The sequence below is a fragment of the Caballeronia sp. J97 genome, assembly GCF_905220305.1.
In the GTDB taxonomy this organism is placed as follows: domain Bacteria; phylum Pseudomonadota; class Gammaproteobacteria; order Burkholderiales; family Burkholderiaceae; genus Caballeronia.
Map to the genome: position 1 here is coordinate 1 of NZ_CAJMZL010000036.1, position 18,002 is coordinate 18,002.

The 18,002-nt window shown below is 61.6% G+C and carries 14 protein-coding genes and 1 pseudogene; 3 read left to right on the forward strand and 12 right to left on the reverse strand.

Features of this window, described 5'->3' with window-relative positions; genetic code table 11:
• Nucleotides 1–128: 128 nt before the first annotated feature.
• Nucleotides 129–1,486, reverse strand: a pseudogene (gene dctA, locus U4Y90_RS30845) (C4-dicarboxylate transporter DctA).
• Between the two features lie 164 nt (nucleotides 1,487–1,650).
• Nucleotides 1,651–2,817 carry a mandelate racemase/muconate lactonizing enzyme family protein gene (locus U4Y90_RS30850; protein ID WP_321800370.1) on the reverse strand — a complete coding sequence of 389 codons (1,167 nt, stop codon included), beginning with the start codon at nucleotides 2,815–2,817 and terminating at the stop codon, nucleotides 1,651–1,653.
• Between the two features lie 118 nt (nucleotides 2,818–2,935).
• Here U4Y90_RS30850 and U4Y90_RS30855 point away from each other — a divergent pair, with 118 nt between their 5' ends.
• The gene (locus U4Y90_RS30855) at nucleotides 2,936–3,898 is read left to right on the forward strand and encodes a LysR family transcriptional regulator (protein ID WP_321800470.1); all 963 of its coding nucleotides are present in this window, start codon (nucleotides 2,936–2,938) and stop codon (nucleotides 3,896–3,898) included.
• 154 nt (nucleotides 3,899–4,052) lie between these two features.
• Here the strand turns inward: U4Y90_RS30855 and U4Y90_RS30860 are convergent, their stop codons facing one another.
• The 3 genes from U4Y90_RS30860 to U4Y90_RS30870 are packed head-to-tail and all read right to left on the reverse strand — an operon-like array spanning nucleotide 4,053 to nucleotide 7,730.
• Entirely contained in the window at nucleotides 4,053–5,168 is a 1,116-nt protein-coding gene (locus U4Y90_RS30860) for a hypothetical protein (RefSeq protein WP_321800372.1), read from the reverse strand.
• A 22-nt stretch (nucleotides 5,169–5,190) separates the two neighbouring features.
• Complete coding sequence (locus U4Y90_RS30865; RefSeq protein WP_321800374.1) at nucleotides 5,191–6,444, reverse strand: LssY C-terminal domain-containing protein; 1,254 nt, start codon at nucleotides 6,442–6,444, stop codon at nucleotides 5,191–5,193.
• On the reverse strand, nucleotides 6,441–7,730 hold the full coding sequence (locus U4Y90_RS30870) for an LssY C-terminal domain-containing protein (RefSeq protein WP_321800375.1): 1,290 nt from the start codon (nucleotides 7,728–7,730) through the stop codon (nucleotides 6,441–6,443). The genes U4Y90_RS30865 and U4Y90_RS30870 overlap by 4 nt, the downstream gene beginning before the upstream one ends.
• A gap of 769 nt (nucleotides 7,731–8,499) precedes the next feature.
• Here U4Y90_RS30870 and U4Y90_RS30875 point away from each other — a divergent pair.
• Complete coding sequence (locus U4Y90_RS30875; RefSeq protein WP_321800376.1) at nucleotides 8,500–9,066, forward strand: YSC84-related protein; 567 nt, start codon at nucleotides 8,500–8,502, stop codon at nucleotides 9,064–9,066.
• 286 nt (nucleotides 9,067–9,352) lie between these two features.
• Here U4Y90_RS30875 and U4Y90_RS30880 read toward each other — a convergent pair whose 3' ends face one another.
• Nucleotides 9,353–9,691 carry a hypothetical protein gene (locus U4Y90_RS30880; RefSeq protein ID WP_321800378.1) on the reverse strand — a complete coding sequence of 113 codons (339 nt, stop codon included), beginning with the start codon at nucleotides 9,689–9,691 and terminating at the stop codon, nucleotides 9,353–9,355.
• Nucleotides 9,692–9,845: 154 nt separating this feature from the next.
• Between U4Y90_RS30880 and U4Y90_RS30885 the strand changes: the two genes are divergently transcribed.
• The gene (locus U4Y90_RS30885; protein ID WP_321800380.1) at nucleotides 9,846–10,118 is read left to right on the forward strand and encodes a hypothetical protein; all 273 of its coding nucleotides are present in this window, start codon (nucleotides 9,846–9,848) and stop codon (nucleotides 10,116–10,118) included.
• A 402-nt stretch (nucleotides 10,119–10,520) separates the two neighbouring features.
• Here the strand turns inward: U4Y90_RS30885 and U4Y90_RS30890 are convergent, their stop codons facing one another.
• The 6 genes from U4Y90_RS30890 to U4Y90_RS30915 form a co-directional block, all read right to left on the reverse strand.
• Complete coding sequence (locus tag U4Y90_RS30890; protein ID WP_321800382.1) at nucleotides 10,521–13,964, reverse strand: autotransporter domain-containing protein; 3,444 nt, start codon at nucleotides 13,962–13,964, stop codon at nucleotides 10,521–10,523.
• Between the two features lie 352 nt (nucleotides 13,965–14,316).
• Nucleotides 14,317–15,108 (reverse strand): hypothetical protein, encoded by a 792-nt coding sequence (locus U4Y90_RS30895; protein WP_321800384.1) that lies wholly within the window; start codon nucleotides 15,106–15,108, stop codon nucleotides 14,317–14,319.
• Between the two features lie 383 nt (nucleotides 15,109–15,491).
• On the reverse strand, nucleotides 15,492–15,941 hold the full coding sequence (locus tag U4Y90_RS30900) for an ester cyclase (RefSeq protein ID WP_321800386.1): 450 nt from the start codon (nucleotides 15,939–15,941) through the stop codon (nucleotides 15,492–15,494).
• 258 nt (nucleotides 15,942–16,199) lie between these two features.
• Nucleotides 16,200–16,736: a hypothetical protein gene (locus tag U4Y90_RS30905; RefSeq protein ID WP_321800388.1), complete on the reverse strand. Its 537-nt coding sequence runs from the start codon at nucleotides 16,734–16,736 to the stop codon at nucleotides 16,200–16,202.
• 33 nt (nucleotides 16,737–16,769) lie between these two features.
• Nucleotides 16,770–17,324 carry a hypothetical protein gene (locus tag U4Y90_RS30910; RefSeq protein ID WP_321800390.1) on the reverse strand — a complete coding sequence of 185 codons (555 nt, stop codon included), beginning with the start codon at nucleotides 17,322–17,324 and terminating at the stop codon, nucleotides 16,770–16,772.
• A gap of 25 nt (nucleotides 17,325–17,349) precedes the next feature.
• Nucleotides 17,350–17,919 carry a hypothetical protein gene (locus tag U4Y90_RS30915; RefSeq protein ID WP_321800392.1) on the reverse strand — a complete coding sequence of 190 codons (570 nt, stop codon included), beginning with the start codon at nucleotides 17,917–17,919 and terminating at the stop codon, nucleotides 17,350–17,352.
• Between the last annotated feature and the right edge of the window lie 83 nt (nucleotides 17,920–18,002).

Sequence of the window (18,002 nt, forward strand, 5' to 3'; positions counted from 1 at the left end):
AAACGGGAACCTGACGAAAGGCGGCGTTGTCCGATTGCTGGTTCATTTCTGTCTGGTTCGAAGAGTTTGGCGATTCATCATTCCGGTGGCCGCATGCACCAGGGTTGCATCGAAGCGGGCGTCATCCATCAGTGAGCGTTCGAGCGCACCGAGGTCTGCCGGGCCATCGCGGACGCGGGTTCGGGTCGGGCGAACGGTTCACGGTCGTCATCATCGCCACCGGCCCGACGGCCCAGGACGGCACGTGCCGTTTCCATGTCGAGCTGCCCCTCCCATCGCGCTACGACGACCGTCGCCACGCCATTCCCGATGAGGTTGGTCACGGCTCGCGCTTCATTAAGGAAGCGGTCGACGCCGAGCAGAAGCACGAGGCCTTCGACGGGAATCTTGTGCATAGACGCAAGCGTGGCGGCAAGCGCCACGAAGCCCGCGCCTGCCACACCCGCCGCGCCTTTCGACGTGAGCAGCAGGACGCCGAGAACGAGCAACTGGTCCCAAATCGTCAGGTCGACATTCATCGCCTGAGCGATGAAAAGCGCAGCCATCGTGAGGTAAATTGCCGTTCCATCGGCGTTGAAGGTGTATCCGGTCGGCAGCACCATGCCGACGACCGGGCGCGAACAGCCCATCCGCTCCATTTTGATGAGCATCTGCGGAAGCACTGCCTCCGTCGACGCCGTTCCAAGCGTAATGAGGATTTCATCCTTGATGTAGCGGAGATATTGAAGAGCGACAGTCCGCACATTTTCATGACCAGGCCGAGCACCACGACGACGAAGAATATCGATGTCAAATACAGGCACAGCATCAACTGACCGAACGATGCCAATGTCCCGATGCCGTACTTGGCGATCGTGAACGCCATGCCGCCGAAAGCACCGATCGGCGCGACGTACATGACGATTCGCACCACACCGAACATCCCCTGGAGGAACATGTCGAGCATATCGACGAACGGCGCGGTTCGGGGTCCGAGCCTGGCAAGCGAAACGGCGAGCAACAACGAAAAGAAGATGATGGGCAGCATCTCACCGTTGGCGAAAGCGCCGACGATGCTGTTAGGCACGATGCCCATGAAGAAGTCGAGCATGCCGTGCTGCTTCGCGGCCGTCGTATAGGTCGAGATGGCCGACCCGTCGATATGTGCGGGATCGATGTTCATGCCGCTGCCCGGCTTGAACACGTTCACGACGACCATGCCGACAAGGAGAGCGATCGTCGAGGCCACTTCGAAATACAGGACCGCTTTGACGCCGACGCGCCCGGCTTCATGAAGGTTACTCATTCGAGCAATGCCTACGACCACCGACGCGAAGATGATCGGCGCGAGCAGCATGCGAATGAGTTTGATGAACAAGTCGCCGAGCGGCTTCAGTTGCGAGCCGATGTCCGGATAAAAATGTCCGAGAAGAATGCCGGCGACGATGCCGATCAGAACTTGAACGTAGAGCTTCGAGAGAGATTTCCTGACTCGTGATACCAGCATGTCTGTCTCCTATGCCTGGCGTCTTTTCGTAGAAAAAGGACGAGCGCGCCCACAGCGGAGCAAACCCGCTGCGGTGAGCACGGCCATCTTTCGCCTGCGTTGCTTTGTTTTTATGTTCGCGGCACCGACGAGAACCGCCGGTGCCTTTTGCTTCCGCGTGGAGGTTAAGCGGACAGCTTTTTCATCTCGACGATGAGGTCGGACTTGCCTTCGAAGCCGATGCCCGGAAGGTCCGGCATCGTGATGTAGCCGTTGTCGACCTTGACGCCGTCAGGGAAACCGCCGTACGGCTGGAACAAGTCCGGATACGATTCGTTGCCGCCCAGGCCGAGACCCGCTGCGATATTCAACGACATCTGATGACCGCCGTGCGGAATGCATCGGCTCGGCGACCAGCCGTGCTCGCGCAGCATGTCGAGCGTGCGCAGATATTCGACGAGACCGTAGCTCAGCGCGCAATCGAATTGAAGCCAGTCGCGGTCGGCACGCATGCCACCGTAACGGATGAGATTGCGGGCGTCCTGCATCGAGAACAGGTCTTCGCCCGTCGCCATCGGGTTGGCGTAGTAGTTGCGCAGCGTGGCTTGCAGCTCGAAATCGAGCGGGTCGCCCGGTTCCTCGTACCAGAACAGGTCGTATTGCGAGAGTGCCTTCGCATACTGGATCGCCGTGTCGAGATCGAATCGACCGTTGGCATCGACCGCGAGCTTCTGGCCGTCTTGCAGCACGCTCAGGATGGAGTCGATACGGCGAAGGTCTTCGTCGAGCGACGCACCGCCGATCTTCTTCTTGACGACCGTGTAGCCGCGGTCGATGTAGCTGCGCATCTCGTCTTTGAGCTTGCCGTGATCCTGGCCCGGATAGTAATAGCCGCCCGCCGCGTATACGAAGATCTTGCGATCCGGCTGACCGTTGCCGTAGCGGTCGGCCAGCAACTGAAACAGCGGCTTGCCCTCGATCTTCGCGACCGCATCCCAGATCGCCATATCGATCGTGCCGATAGCGACCGAACGTTCGCCATGACCGCCGGGCTTCTCGTTCGTGAACATCGTCGCCCAGATTTCGTGCGGGTCGAGATTGTCGCCTGCGTCGTTCACCAGCGAAGCGGGGTCGGCCTCGAGGATGCGCGGAATGAAGCGCTCGCGCATCAGCTTGCCCTGGCCATAGCGGCCGTTCGAGTTGAAGCCGTAGCCGACCACCGGCTTGCCGTCCCGAATGACGTCGGTGATGACGGCCACCAGGCTCAACGTCATCTTGCTGAAGTCGATGTAGGCGTTACGAATGGGGGAGCTGATCGGTACGGTCTTTTCGCGGATTTCGACGATTCTCACGGCAATGTCTCCAGAGTTTTGGCGGGTATCGCGGCCCGACGGCTGCGACATGGGACGTAGCTTAACCGTGAAAAACGCTGCTAAACTGCACTTTCATTCATATCATTTTTCACGTTCGGTGAATACTGAAACGCAGACCGCGACCGACTTCGAGTTCTTTATCCTGCTGGCGAAGCTCAAGAGCCTGTCGGGGGCGGCACGAGCGCTCGATCTGTCTCCGCCCGCGGCGACCAAGCGGCTTGGCGTGATCGAGCAAAGGCTCGGGGTGCGCTTGGTGAATCGAACGACACGCAGCGTCAGCCTCACGCCGGAAGGTGAAACGTATCTGCGCTATGCGACCCACATCGTCGGTCAGGTACGCGAAATGGAAGAGGCGCTCTCCGGCGCCGGCCGTGATCCACAAGGACTGTTGCGTATCAATGCAACGCTCGGATTCGGCCGGACGACCATCGCCCCGCTCGTTTCGGAATTCGCGAAGCGCTATCCGAGCGTCGAAGTCCAGTTCGAGGTGACCGACCGCCCTGTCGATCTGATCGAGGGTGCTTTCGATATGGCGATACGCTTCGGCGAGCTTCCGGACAGCCGGCTCAGCGCGCGGCGAATCATGAGCAACCGGCGTTTTCTATGTGCGGCGCCGAAGTATCTCGAGAAGTACGGCACGCCGGAGCGCGTCGAGGATCTGGCTCGACATCGCTGCATCATTCATAGACAGAACGACGATGCCTATGGCGTGTGGCGCTATATCGTCAATGACCATACCGAAGCCATCAAGGTCAAAGGGGCGTTATCGAGCAACGACGGGGATATCGTGCTTCGCTGGGCGCTCGAGGGACATGGAATTTTGATCCGGTCGGAATGGGATCTCGCGAAGTATGTACAGAGCGGCCGACTCAATCTCGTGATGCCGAGCACAGTGCTGCCTTCGGCCGATCTTTTTGTCTACTATCCCCGGCAGAAGAATCAGACCGCTCGCGCGCGCGCATTCATCGATTTCCTGGTCAGTCGATTCCAGGCGCCGTTCACTCCGGTCGATACAGGCAGCGAACCGCGCGAGCGTAAGAAGCGAGCTTTGCGCCGTTGAGTTAGGGCGAAGGCTCCTTCGCGGATTTACGTGGCGGCGCCAGCAAATAAATTGCAATACCCAGAGTTCCGCGTAAGAGCTAGCCGGACGCTTTCGGGACAAGCGTGAAAGATGTTTGTACATCACGCGGTACGAACAAATCAGCGAGTGCAGCTCAGCGGACCGGCTCTCCGAGATCCTCCTCCACGAAGCGAAGGATGGCCTCTGCCAAAGCCTCGCGTGGATACGCGTTCTTGGTCACCAGGAGCGCCCCTATCGTCGGATGCGTCCGCGCAATCGGCACCGCCAGCGCCCAATGATCCGCATTGACGTAAGCGAGAAGCGTACTGCCAGGCACGACCTGATCGTAGAAGATGACCTGACTGTCGTTTCGCGAGTCGACGCGAGCGAGCTTGTCGTAGCTCGACTTCAATATCGACGAGATGTGTTCCGGCTGCGGGAATGTCACGATCGAGTAGTAATGCAGATCGCCGGGAAGCGGGTGCTGTGCGAGCCACATCTTGCGAATCGCCGGTCTCAAGCTCTCTACGGCGCCCCCGTCGCCCGATGTGCAGGTCGCCCCCGGAACGTATCGCAGCAGATCTGCCTGATACTGCTCGGCGTCGTTGGCAAGCGGCGATCCGCCAATCGCACCCGCTGCGCTCACCACCGCCGCGACGCGGCTTTTGATTTCCGGATAGGCAACCAGCGCTTCGAGCATATCGGGCGCACCCTTCGAATAACCGAACAGTACGAGGCGCGGCGCACCCTCGGGCGCCGGGATCGCCATGATCGCGGCACGAATCTGACGTGCATTGTTGGTGGCGCTCGACAGCGCATCGACGTCGATCAGGGTTGCGTCGAAACCGAACTGGCGCAGGTGCGCCGCGACGGTTTCGGGCGGATTCAGCCACGGCTTGAAGCAGTCATAGCCGATCCCCGGCACGATGGCCGCGATGAGGTGCCGTCGTGATTGGCCCAGCTCGACGGGCTTGCCGGAGCCCGCGGGCTCCGCTCCTACCCACGTCAATGCTTGCTCGCAGGGCCGGTAATCAGGCAACTCCGCATGGTGTGCTTCAAGAACCGCGCAATAGATCTCTCGAAAGCGTCCCCGCTTGTCCATGACACCAGCCTGAGATGCGGGCACGAGAACCATCGGGGGCGTATCGGCCGAGTACGGGATAAGTGGCTTCGTAGCGCATGCGCCCAAAAAAACACACGACGTCGCCAACCAAACGCCGATCCAACAGCGCGCATTGAGGAACGCGATCACCTGACGTGTGAATTGCATCAGCGTTCGAATCGATTTCGGGTCACTGGCTCGCATTGCCGGTTGTTCCAGTTTGACGAGTATCTGGCTCCTCCAGATAGGGCACCCAGTCAAGAAAATCCACATCCGACAGGCTGCGCGGCCGGGTCGCGAAAAACACGACCGCACGCAATCCGTCCGTATAGTACGTCGCGCCGTCGAGCGTTGTCCGGGGATGAGCCGGCGATGTCGCGCCAACACCGTTTGCAAATCCGAGCTTTTCAACACCGCTCGAGTACATCAGGTCCTGGATCAGGACGTTGCGCGCCTCGTCGACGTTCTCGTGCAGGACGAGATGTGATTCGCCGCGTGGCGCAAAGCGACCTCCGACAGGGCGGCCCACCTGCGCGACATAGACTAATTGCCCCTGAAATCGGATCGGGGCGAGCCAGCCCCGTATCCAGGTCGCAGGCGCACCCGCTTGCGCCTGCTTGCGCATGACGAAGTCCGGTTCCCGCCCGAAGACACGCTGCACGAGGTCCGACTCGCGCTCGTCACGCCGATAGTTGCGCCGTACCAGCGCCGCCCCAATGTCGGTGAGCTGGCCAATGCCAACGGCATTCAGCGGATCGGCCTGAACGGTCCCACTCGCGTCGGTGGCACAGCATGGCAGTCGTTCGAGTGCCGCGCGCACCGACGCGAGGTCCTGGTAGTCCGTGACTAAAGTTTCGGGGAACGGGAAGGGAATCTGCGAGAGACGCGGATCCATCGTGCCGCCGGGCACGGGCAGAAAAATCGAGAAGGGAATCAACGTCTGGTTTCCGAGCAGATCAACGTTGACGAGCTTGATGCCCTGATCGGGGTTCGTGAACAGAATGCCTGAGCGGGTTTCACCCGCCGGGATCGGGTTGTCGAGCCTGAGCTCACGAAAATAAGCGTCCATGCGCGCATTCGCTGCGCCGCCAAATAGTGCATGCATGGACCATGCAACTTCATGAGGCGAAAAGTAGTCCGGGTCAGTACCCGAGCGCAATAGCCACAGCACCTGCGACGTTCCATTCTGCACTTCGACCCATAGCGGCTGAACTCCCGTACTATTGACATCGACGCCATACATTCGCCTGCTGTCTTCACTGCCGAGCACAGTCGCGCTCACGCGCACGCTGTGGCTGGCGGCGCTGACCGCGCGCTGACGCAGCGGCCCATCGTCGGCATCGGTCGGGGCGTGCCATGTCGAACAACCAGCCAGCGTAAGCGCAAGGCATATCGCGAGTCCCGCAGGTGCCCGTCCCTGGTCCGGGGTCCGCGAAATGCTCATGGCTTCGCTCCGGGCGTCAGGTGCAAGACCTTGTACGGCGTGATCCAAGGGAAGACTTCAATTTCCGATAGCGATCTCGGTGCGTGGTCGAATACCAGCACGACACGATAGCCATCGGTGTAATACGGATCGGTCGTCAGGTTCTTGCGCGGCGCGCCTTGCTGCGCAGCACCCACTCCCGTCACCAGACCCATCTTCATGAGGTTCTGCGAGTACGCCATGTCTTCAGTCAGCGCAGTGCGTGCCTCATCCACCTCGGGGTCGATCTTGTGCGTGGTGAACGTTGACGTGTGCCACGTCAGGCGAGTTCCGATATCGCGGCTGATCTGTCCTACCCATACGGGCTTGTCGCGATAGCGCATGGTGCTGAGCCAGAGTCGCATGTGGTTGCGCTGGTGAATGTCGCCCCGCGCCTTCTGCAGCGCAATGTCCTGCGCGTTTCCAAACAGGTAAAGGTCGCTCACGGGCGCGTTCACATACGGTTCGCCGGAGAGCGCAGCGCTGATCATCTGCCTGATTGCGCCCGACCACTTTCGCTCCGTGACGCTCCAGCCCCGCCTGACGAGTGAAGGAAAGGCGTCGTCGAGGCTGCCGACGATCACCAGGTTGAGCGGGTCGCCATTCTTCGAGCCGTCCTCGTTCGTCGCACAGCATGGCAGAGCTTCGAGCGCTTCGCGAAAATCAGCGTCATCCGTGTAGTTCACTGTGGACTCTTGCGGATCGGTAGCGCGTTTGAACACCTGACTGCGCTTGTAGTCGGCTTCAAATCCAGGTACGGCTACGAAAACGGACAGCGTCCGGGCCTTTCCGCTCGCGACGAGATCCACTTGCACGAGCTTCGCGCCTGCGTTGAGATTAGTCAGCACAAACCCCGAGACCATCGCTCCGGGACGGATGGGGTTATGAAAGGCGAGACTACGGAAGCGACGCTCGAGGTCGCCCCGCTGGTCGGGTGAAGCATTGTCGGTGAATGCCTCGGCCGCCTCCGATGCAGGAAAGAAATTCGGATCCAGGCCGGGCGACAGCAGAAAGTAGTTGCGGTCCTCACGATTCCGAACCTCGATCCAGACGGGCTGGATCTTCTTATCCGCAAGCGGGACACCGTATGCCGCAGCGCTTTCCTCTGACGACAGTACGGCTGTCGAGACCTCGATCCCGCCTTCGATTCGCGTCACGGCCCGATTTCGATATCCAGGTATCGAAACTGTCGACGGAACCGCGCTACAGCCCGCCACTATGCAACTGACGGAGATCACAGCCAGCATCTGCATCACGATGCGGTTCATCAAGTCAACTCCGCGCGGGAATCGTGGCGTACACTCGTGTCGAACAACCGATCGCGCATCTCCAATTGCCACAGGCAAACAAGAAATCGCAATGCTTCGCGCAGAGATGCGTGCAGTACATTGCCCAGTTTAGTAGATGTGGGCACCCACCATCGAGCCGCCACGTTGGAACTGCGTCCATGCAGTGCCGATTGCCTCGTCCCGAAGCATGCGTGGCAGTTCAGACCGTTCAATCAGAAGGCGACCACGCCACCAACGAGTCGAAGTAACGCAAGCGTCACGGCATGCACACCGAATTGCCGACGATGAAGATGCGAATGACGTAGTCGTCGACCTATACTTCGGTGATGACGAAATTTTTATGGCCTATTTGATCGAAGTTCTTGATTGAAGTCAAAATCCGACAAGTCGCAGAAGCGATACTGCGTTTGCCTATAGGCGTTGCATATCAAACGCAACAGGTTCCGAGCAGAACACAAACAATCAAACTAGCTGACCGTTTTCTTGATGGCCAAGGCAGAGAACCTTAGGGGAATGAACTGGTTTCAAAATTTATGCTGCACGCAGTGCTGATTGCGGTAACGATAACTATCCGATGAAAAACAAGCGACGCCACTGCGGTAAGTACTCAATCCACTGCGGCGGCGACGGGTCAGGAAAGCTCGATAACCATTAGACAAGCGTATCGTGAACTTGGCGAAAAGACCCCTTAGGACTTCTCGACGGACAGGGTCAATCCCGAGACCGATCAATCCATGGAGAACTTATCATGCTCAAACGCCTGATGTTGACGCTCGCAGTCCTGCTGCTATTGCCGATTTCCGCTGTTCGGGCCGATGAATATACAGACGCACTCAACCTGTTCAAGAACGCGGGAGAAAGCGGCCATCTTTTGCGTAATGCCTATGGCTACGCTGTGTTCCCGAAGATCGGTAAGGGAGGGGTCGGTATAGGCGGAGCCCACGGCAAGGGCCGCGTCTATGAGAAAGGGAAACATATCGGCGACACGTCGATGACGCAGCTCACCGTGGGCTTGCAACTTGGCGGCCAGGTGTACAGCGAACTCATTTTGTTCAAGGATGAGCACGCTCTCAAAGAATTCACTAATGGCAACTTTGAATTCGGCGCAGACGCCAATGCGATCGCGATCACTGCGGCGGCTGGCGCACAGGCAGGCACGGCCGGCGGCACCTCCACCAACGTAAGCGGCGGCAAGAAAGATGCTAAAACTTCAGGTGGCTATCGAAAAGGCATGGCCGTGTTTACAGTGGCCAAGGGTGGGTTGATGTATGAGGCCAGCGTCGGCGGACAGAAGTTTTCTTACACGCCTCGTTGATCGCGCCGGGTGTTAAATGCAGACTATTGAATGACCGGACTTGCGCGAAAGCGACGCATGATTGTCCGCTGAGGCGAAAGCGCGAAAGACTGCTACTGGCCATTATCAGAATTGGCAGCAATATCGCACTGATCGCACGAAGCATCTGCACCATGGCAAAGCCGAACCCAAGCTAAGCCCGCTGCTCCTCACCCTGCTGCGACGGGTACCATCCTGTGAATTTGATCGCCGCATAGAGCGCAACGACCGTGATGACGATCGCCGCCGAGTGCGGCATCGAAGGCACTTAAGTCGTCAACAGATCGGCCGCCACCATCGCGGCGAACGCGAGCGCCCAAGCGAAAGTCATCGCGTAGAACACGCGCAGAAAATGCGGCGAGTTCCGAAGCGCTTCCGCCACTTTCTCGCGGGCATGCTGCAGCGTGAACGGCTGGCGCAGTGCGATCGACGCCAGCACGATCAGGAAAAGTCCGGCATCGACCCGCAGTCGCACTGCCGCCACCGGCGCATGTCGCTTCGAGCGCTCGCCGGCACGATCGCGCGACCGGACGTGTCCGACCGCCCGATTCGACGCATCGACACTGCGCGAGCGATCGAGATGACGGCCGGATGGGCCTGCGTGCATGGGCTTGCGACGCTGCTCATCGATGGCTGCTTCAACGGCGTCGCGCAGATCACCGACAATATCGACGATGCAGCCGCTCTGGTCGACCCGTCGCGGTCATTGGGCCGATCCGCTACGAGCGTAGACTGGCTCGAATTCTCGAAAGGAGCCTTGCATGATACGCAAGACACTGAATGCGTCGCGGCTTCAGCAAGAGGTCGACCGGCGAATCCATCGAATGCACGACATCGTCGAGGATGGCGTGAAGATTCGTGTCCCGCGGCCGCAGCTCCAGGAGCCTGACAAGACAGGCTGCAACTGGACCATGACCCACTTCGGCAATGCGACAGGATTCGAACGCAACATCGAAGAGGTGCTCAAGGCCGTCCGCGCTGAATATAACCTCAGCACCGAAGCCAAAGAGACTGTGGACCCGTTCGGGAACTGACCGCGCGAATTAACGGGCTCGCAGTTCGTTTTTGATGGCGCTCGCAGCAGTCGGACGGACGACATTGCGCATCTTTGGAACGCGCGGCTCGAGCAACAGATCAAAAGAAAAACGGGCGCGGAGCCCGTTCGTTCCTGCGGCGATGTCCAAGAGGCTAATGCAGTTCGCCCTCGAATGATGCAGCGCCGTGATTTTGGCTGTATCGGCGACTCATCGCAACCGCGAAAGGATCGGTAGCGCTCATTGGCGCACAAACCGCCGGTTCCGGCGTCTCGTCGCAGCCCAACTTATCCCCTTGATCGTGCTCCGTCAGGCCGCGTCGTTACACGATATGTCTCGTCTCTCGCGCCGCACGCAAGCGGACCGCGTCAACCGCGATCCGCGTTGCTTCTACATCGAGCCTCAGAATGCGACCCGCGCACCGGCCGTCAGGCCGTACGCGGTACGGCGCGCTGCCGCTTCGCCCTCGACATGGGCGAACAGATGGCCGTTCTTCGACACCCGCAGCGTGCCATCGAGACCGATCTGCCCGAACACGCGGCCCGAATGCGGGGACGTCGTCGTGAGCGCGAGGCCCGCGAGGCTCGCGTCGACGCTCGGTCGCGTGAGGCTGCCGGCATCGACACCCACGGCCGCCGTGAAGCGGTAGGTCACGCGCTGCGCGAGCGGGTCCTGCACGCGCGAACCACCGGCGAGGCCCGTCATCATGCGCACGCCGTTGCCCGAGTAGCTGTCGAGCGACAGCGCCGCGGCCGACGCGGTGCCTTCCGAACTCGCGTCGCGCGACACGTGCTGGTAGATGGCCCGCGCGAACGGCTCCAGCCGCTGCGTGCCGAAGTCCATCGGCAAGCGCACGCCCGTGGCGGCGAGCACGTCGCGGCCGTGCGTGCCGCTGGTGAGCCCGGCCGTGTTGCCCAGCGCATCGGCATGACGCGTGTCCCAGCTCTGCGCGCCGTAGCCGAGCGTGCCGTCGATCAACACGCGGCCGAGCGCATGCTGTCCGTACACGAAGCCCATGCTTTCCTCGATCGCGCCGTTGCCCGAATCCGCCGACACGTTGGTCTGCGTGTAAGCGAAGCCGACGCCCACCTTCGTCGTCGCATTGCGCACGATATCCGCGCCCGTCGCGACCTGGTTGTCGCGCGAGGTGAAGCCGGAAGCGTGACTGTCGCTCGACGAGGTGTTGTTGCCGTGCGTGACGTTCGCCCAGAGCGTCTGACCGTGATCGATGCCGCCCGTCGCGATATCCGAAAGATGCGCCGCGACCTGGCCCTGCACGCCGAGCGATGCGCGCGGCGCGGCCGCTGCCATGTCCGCGTGGATCTCGCCGGCGAGCGTCTTCGTGACCGGGCCGATCTGCGCAGCCTGCGCGGCGGCCACCTCGTAGATCAGCTGGCTTTGCAACGCGGACGCGGCGCCCCTGTCCTGCGCGCCCATGATCGTGTCGAGCAGCGCGGCCGCCGCGCGCGCGTTGTCGTTTTCCGCCGCGAGCGTCGTTGCATACGAAACCGGCGTCACGCGCACGTCGATGCTGTTGCTGCCGTTCATGTCATAGAAGGCCTGCAGCCGTGTGCCCGGCTGCAGGCCGTCCGACGGTTGCGCGAGCGTGTCGAAGCGCCCGCTGATGCCGCCTTCGGCCGTGACGATGCGATACGTATCGCCGAGACTCGGCACGAAGGTGTTGGTCGCGTCGCCGGTAATGCCGCGCAGCAGCGGCGCGAGCGTCCCCGCCGCGACGAACGTATGATTCGCGCCGTACACCAGCAGCCTCGAATAGTTGCCGGCGCCGGTTCCCGTGCCGGTGCCGTCGATGTCCACCTCGAAGGTGCTGCCGGGGTTCATCGTCACGGTGCCGTTGACGGCGAGCGTGCCCGGCGAGTTGCCCGGCGCGAGACGGCCGCTCACCGAGATCGCGCCGTCGATCGAGCCGACGCCGCGCAGCGTGCCCGCGGCGAGCACATCGACCGCGCCGATGATCGAGCCGTTCGCGCGCAGCGTGCCGGCCGCGACGCACGCGCCGCTCCCGAACGAAGCGGTGCCCGCGATGGTCAGCGCGCCGGCGCCGGACTTGCTCAGGCACGATCCACCCGCGGTGGACGCGATGGCGCCCGATAGCACCGCGCTCGTGCCCGCGGCGACATCGACCGTGGAAGCGCCAGTGGCGACGATCTGCTGGCCGGTGGTGAGCGATGCGGTCGTGCCGAGCGTGCCGCCGTTCAGCACGATCGCGCCGCTGCCGAGCGCCGAGCCGTTGGCGATCTGCACCGTGCCGCCGTTGATGAGCGTGCCGCCCGTGAAGCTGTTCGCGCCGCCGACCGCGAGCGTGCCGGCGCCGTTCTTCACGAGGCTGCCCGTGCCGCTGATGGGGCCGCTCGCGTCGAGCGTGACGCCTGTGAGCGTGGTCAGAGAGGCGCCCTCGGCCCCGATGACGATGGCGCGAGCCGTATCCATCGACTGCGTGACGGTGAGGTCGCCGCCGTGGAACGCGATCGCGCCCGCCGCGTTGCCCAGGTTCGCATCGGTCGCGATATGCAGCGAGCCGCCGGCCAGCGTCGTGCCGCCGCTGTACGTGTTGTTGCCGGTGAGCACTTCGGTGCCGCCCTGCACGCGCAGTCCGCCCGTGCCGGAAACCGTCCCCGTGAAGGTGCCGGATGCATTCGTGAACGACAGCGTGCGCGCGCCGAGCGCGACCTGGCCGCTGCCGGAGAGCGACTTGACGGACGTATCGGCGCTGAGGCCGGAAATGTCGAACACGCCGTCGTCCGACAGATTCGAGGACGCCGCGATGCTGCCCGCGCCCGCGAGTGCGAGCGTCGCGCCCGCCCCGACATGCGTGGCGCCCGTGTAGGTGTTGACGCCCGCGAGGGTGACGCTGCCGCCGCTCGCGTTATTGACGATATTGAGCGCCCCGGGCGCACCGCTCGCGGCATCGGCGATCACGCCCGTGAACGTCGACGTCTGGCCGTTCTGGTCGATGGTGCCGCCGGCCGCGCCGATCGAGAACGCGCTCCCTATCGTCGCGCTGTCCACACGCAGCGTGCCGCCGCTGAACACGGGGTTCACGCTCGTGCCGAGATCGCTCGAGGAGAAGTACGGCGTGGTGGTGTCGATGTCGGAGGCAGGCACGCCGCCGGTCGTCGCGACCGGTGTGCCGGTAAACGTGCCGGGCCTGGACGAGACATAGAACACCGGATTGGCCGAGGTGTCGCCGTAGTTGAAGTCCGCGAAGCCGATCGTATAGGTGCCCGTTGCGCCGACCGTGAAGCTCGTGGTGATCCACTGCGTCGTGCCATAGCTGCCGAGCACGAGCGTGCCCGCCTGCGCCGGCGTGTACGTCGGCGACGCGCCATTGAGCGCGAGAATGCCGACCTGCTGGGTGCCCTGGCCCGCGACCGAGAACATCACGCCGTCGTTGTAGGGCTGGTAGTCGTTCGCGGCGTATGCCCAGGCGAAGGTATAGGTGCCCGCGGCCAGCGTGAACTGCTTGTAGATGTAGCCATAGTTCGTCGTGCCGCTGACGAGATTGCTGATGCTGCCCGGCGTCAACCCGAAGCTGGATTCCACGGTCCCGACCTGGCCGTACCCGCCGCTCGGCGTGATTTTCACCATCTGGTCGCCGACCGCGGGCGTGAGCGAGTAAGGCTGACCGCCCACCGTGAAGGCGCTCGTCGTGCTGAGCGCGGAGACGGAACTGGAATGCGTCCATCCGCTCAGGCCGCTCGAGAAATCGAGGAAGGTCGCAGCATGCGCGTCCAGCGGCAATACGCAGCAAAGAAACCCAAAACCCACGGAAACGGTCTTGCCGCACATCTTGACGATGCGAAATACCTGGTGCTGCGCACTCATGAGCTGCCTGTTCGGTTGTTTTTGATTGATGTGATCGGGGCAGGCGCGTTGCGACGCCCGTCTTCGCGCAATGACGGCAAATTTCTTGCAATATTTAGTGAACGCAGGAAATATTTGGCGCGGCCGCATGTCGCGGCGGGGGCGCGTCGCCCTTGCAGCGTGCGCTGAAGCGCCTCGGCGATGCGGGCGTTCTGACCGAAGCGGCCCGAAGGGTCAGACTCGACGGTGACGGCGCGTGAGTTTCAGCGAAGTCATCGGCAAGCGGCTATGACGACGCGCCAGGCGCCGTATGGATCGCATCTGCTATCAGAGGGAAGGCGAACGGCGCGGCGGACTGCGACGGGTATGAGTGTCAGGGCAGTCGGATAAACGGGCTGTTCAGATACGGGGAGTCCTTGAGGCGATCGGGTACGCGTTCGCGAAGGAATTGCTGGATCTTGCTCGCGGTCGGCGACACCTTGAGTTCGGTGATCATCGACAAGGTGGAGCCGGCCGGAAGCGACACGCTCTGGTTGAACAGCGGATTGAAACCCGCAAACGACACCACCGGAAGCACCGAGACCTGACCGAAGGGCGGCGGCGTTTCCGTGATCGGGCCGTTGACGATGAACGCGACCGTCGTGCCGATGACATCGAGGCCGCTGTAATCCGGCACCTCGAGGCTCGACTGAGTCGGCTTGAAACCGAGTCCGGTCAATGAAAGCGATACGGCCGAACTGCCCTTGTTCAAAATGTCGACTTTCTCGGTAAGGCGCGAATTGAGCGTTCCCGAGGTGTCGCCTTCGACCGCGTAGACGACTCCGCCGACCACCACGCCGGAGCTCGCGCTCGTCGCATAGCCGAGCATCGGACCCTGCACGTGAATTTGATTCGCGCTGACGTGCGCATCGGAATGCATGTGCCCGATATCCAGAAACGTGGACGGACCCGATGGATAGACCAGAATACGCCGGCCATCGACCGTCCATTCGAGCGTTCTCAGCAGTTGCACGGGATCGCTGGGTGTCGAGAGGTTGTAGATCGGATCATCGCGCGTGACTTTCAGCGTGGAGTTGTTGCTCGTAATGCTGACACTATCCGCCAATGCGACGCATGGCAGCACTAGCAGCGTCAATGAACTCAATAGAAACGATCTGGCTCGCATTGCAGACTCCGTCGGTATGTGAAATCCCGCGGAAAGGGATGTATCGAGGGCAAATATAAGCCGCCCGTTCGAGCTTTTCGAACAGGTCGTGGAAGGTTGTGAGTTGCCGGTTTGAATCGGCGTCCTACACAAAACGTTAGTGCACGTCGTTCAAATTGCAAGGCAAATGACACGCTTTCGCAGGGTCGTTTGATTGAAGCGCATGATGCATACGGTCTTCGGCGCATTGACGACCAGCCGCCTTCTGATTGCGCTTTTGATAGTTCGCTTCGAATGCCCGGCGTCACTTCCGCAAAACGGGCCGGGGTTCGCCCGGCCCGTCGTCATTGCGGCGTTGAATCACACCGCGTCGCTCGGAGATTGCGCAAAGATGGCGCCTTCGCTCAGGCTACCTTGATGAGTCCAAGTTGTTGAAGCGCGGTCACGCCGTCATCCAGCCCCATCTCCTCGACGATCTTCCCGTCTTTGAGCCTTAGCACCGTCGTGCCGGTGAAGTGCATTTTCCGGCCGGTCGCAGCAGGCAACGATCCAGCGAGAAAGTCGCTGAATGCCGGGCCCGTGTGAGTGCCGCCGCCTTCCCAGCGACCGACCACATAATCTCCCTCGGCGATAAGATCGGCGGCGCCCCAGAAGTTGAGATCCGGAAATGCTTCGCGGAAATCGGTCATGAATGCCTTGATGTCTTCGCGGCCGCGGCGCGGTTCGTGCAGCGAATATCGAAGAAGCATGTCGGGCGCGGCGAGTTCATCGACGATATCGAGGTTGCATGTCTTGCCCCAGAAATCGTTGAACCAGCGGCCCACGACGGCCTTGTTGTCATTTTCCATGGACATGGTGAATTCCTCATTGATTGAAGTGGGAAGAGGGAGACGCAATCGCTTCCCTCTGCCTGAACGATATTGACGCGAGCGATCGGGCGCCCCCCGTTTCTTGCTGCGATACTCGACGAGCCGGCACATGGCCGATGGAATCCGAATATCACGCTGATGGCGACGCGCAACGTCTCTGTCTCATTCACTTCGGATAACGAATTACTTTGATCAAGAAGCGGTCGAAGTTATCGAACCATGGCAGATCCGAACCTCGGCGATTCAATATCCGATTCTGAGCGGCTCAGGATGATCGCGGGTGATCACGCGTTTCGCCGCGCTCGGATAGCCCATGATCGTGAACGGGCTCGGGTATGGATTGCATGCGGACGAGTCGGTATTGGTGCCCGAGCGCACCACGATGGACTGCGCCGGACCCGCGGCGGCGAAGTACACCACCACATCGCTGCCCTGCCTCAGCGGGAGCGCCATTCGTGGTCCCCAGAGCGATTCGATGACCGGATCGCCGCTGCAATCGGTCGATGTGTATTGAGCGAACGTCACCGCGAGCCATTTGAAGTCGGTCGCGGAAAAATGATAGTTCGCGTCCTGAACCTGCGTGATGGGCACGACCGTGGTCGCATCCCCGGCTGTGAACGCGACCCCGTTTTGCGCGCTGAAACTCGTGAGATCCCCGATCGCGTGTCCGTTCGCATCGAACACCCTGACCGGGCGATGCCGCTCGTGGTGCGCGAAATCGTCGGCGAGCGATGCGCTCGCGTAGATCGCGAACAGTGCGCCGATCAGGCAGCGTTTCATTTCGGACTCCGTCTAGATCGCGCTCGGGTTGCGTCAATAGGCGACATGCAGCGGTTCCGGATAGTGCTGGGTCAGCGGATAAGTGCTCCTGACCGCCCAGTACAGTGAGCCTTCGTCAAACGGCGTAGCGCTGCAGGACGTCGCGCCGGAGCTGTCCGTCTGCCTCAGCGAGTACACGTGCACATTGCCGGAATATCCGTCGACGGCGGTATAAACCGTCACGTCGACCCCGTTTCTGACCGCTATCGCCGGCGTGGGACTGGCCGAGTACGGAACGAGCACGCTGCCGCTGCAGTCGGTCGTCGCGTATCCCACGGACTGCGCAGCGGCCCACTCGAACTCGGACGCCGAGTATTGCAAGGGGCCGACGAGCTTGTGATCGACGGTCACGAAAACCGGCTCGCCGTCTATCGCGATATACACGCCGTTGACGCCCCCGAAAAACTCCAGCGGGCCGATCGCCCTGCCCTGTGCGTCGTACACCATCGGCAGGCGCGCATCGTCGTCCGCGCCGCGTGCATCGTCGCGCCCGCCCGCGAAACTGAGGCCGGCGCACATGACGAGCAACGCAACCAGAAGTCGACACATCACGCTTCTCCGTCGATGCGGTCAATCAATAGCCGATCTTCAGCGGCTCGGGATAATGCGCCGTCAGCGGATAGTTCGTCTCGGCGCTGAATGCAGGCACGGGCGCGGTCGAAGGCGGCACGTGACCGATCGTCGGCGGCGGAGCGCAATTCGTTCCGTCGAAGACCGCGACGATCCGGGCCGGCGTAGAAACGGTATCGCCCGCGATCAACAGCGTGACGTCGGCGCCCTTTCGCATCGCGATGGAGGGCCGCGGGCCGCTGCCAGGCGGAATGATCGGCGAGCCGCTGCAGTCGGTCGTCGAGTAATTGAACGGCCCGAACGTCGACCATTGGAACTTCGATGAATCGGCGTTGTTGGGATCGATGCGCAGCCACGTCACGGCGGCGAAGACGATCGCGCCGTCGATGTCGAGGTACACGCCGTCATAACCGTGGTACGACGCAAGCCGTCCGACGAACTTGCCTTGTGCGTCGAACACTTTGAGGGCGCGATGATCGCCGTGTCGCGCGTGGTCCTGATCGTGGTCCGCATTCGCATGAAGCGGCAGCGCGCTCGCGAACACGAAGACCATGAAGAAGAACAAGCGACGCATGAGCGTCTCCTTCGACCGACGACGTCCGCACGGGCCTGCGGCTCGAATCCATCTGCTCAATCAGCATAGATTCGCGATGCGGT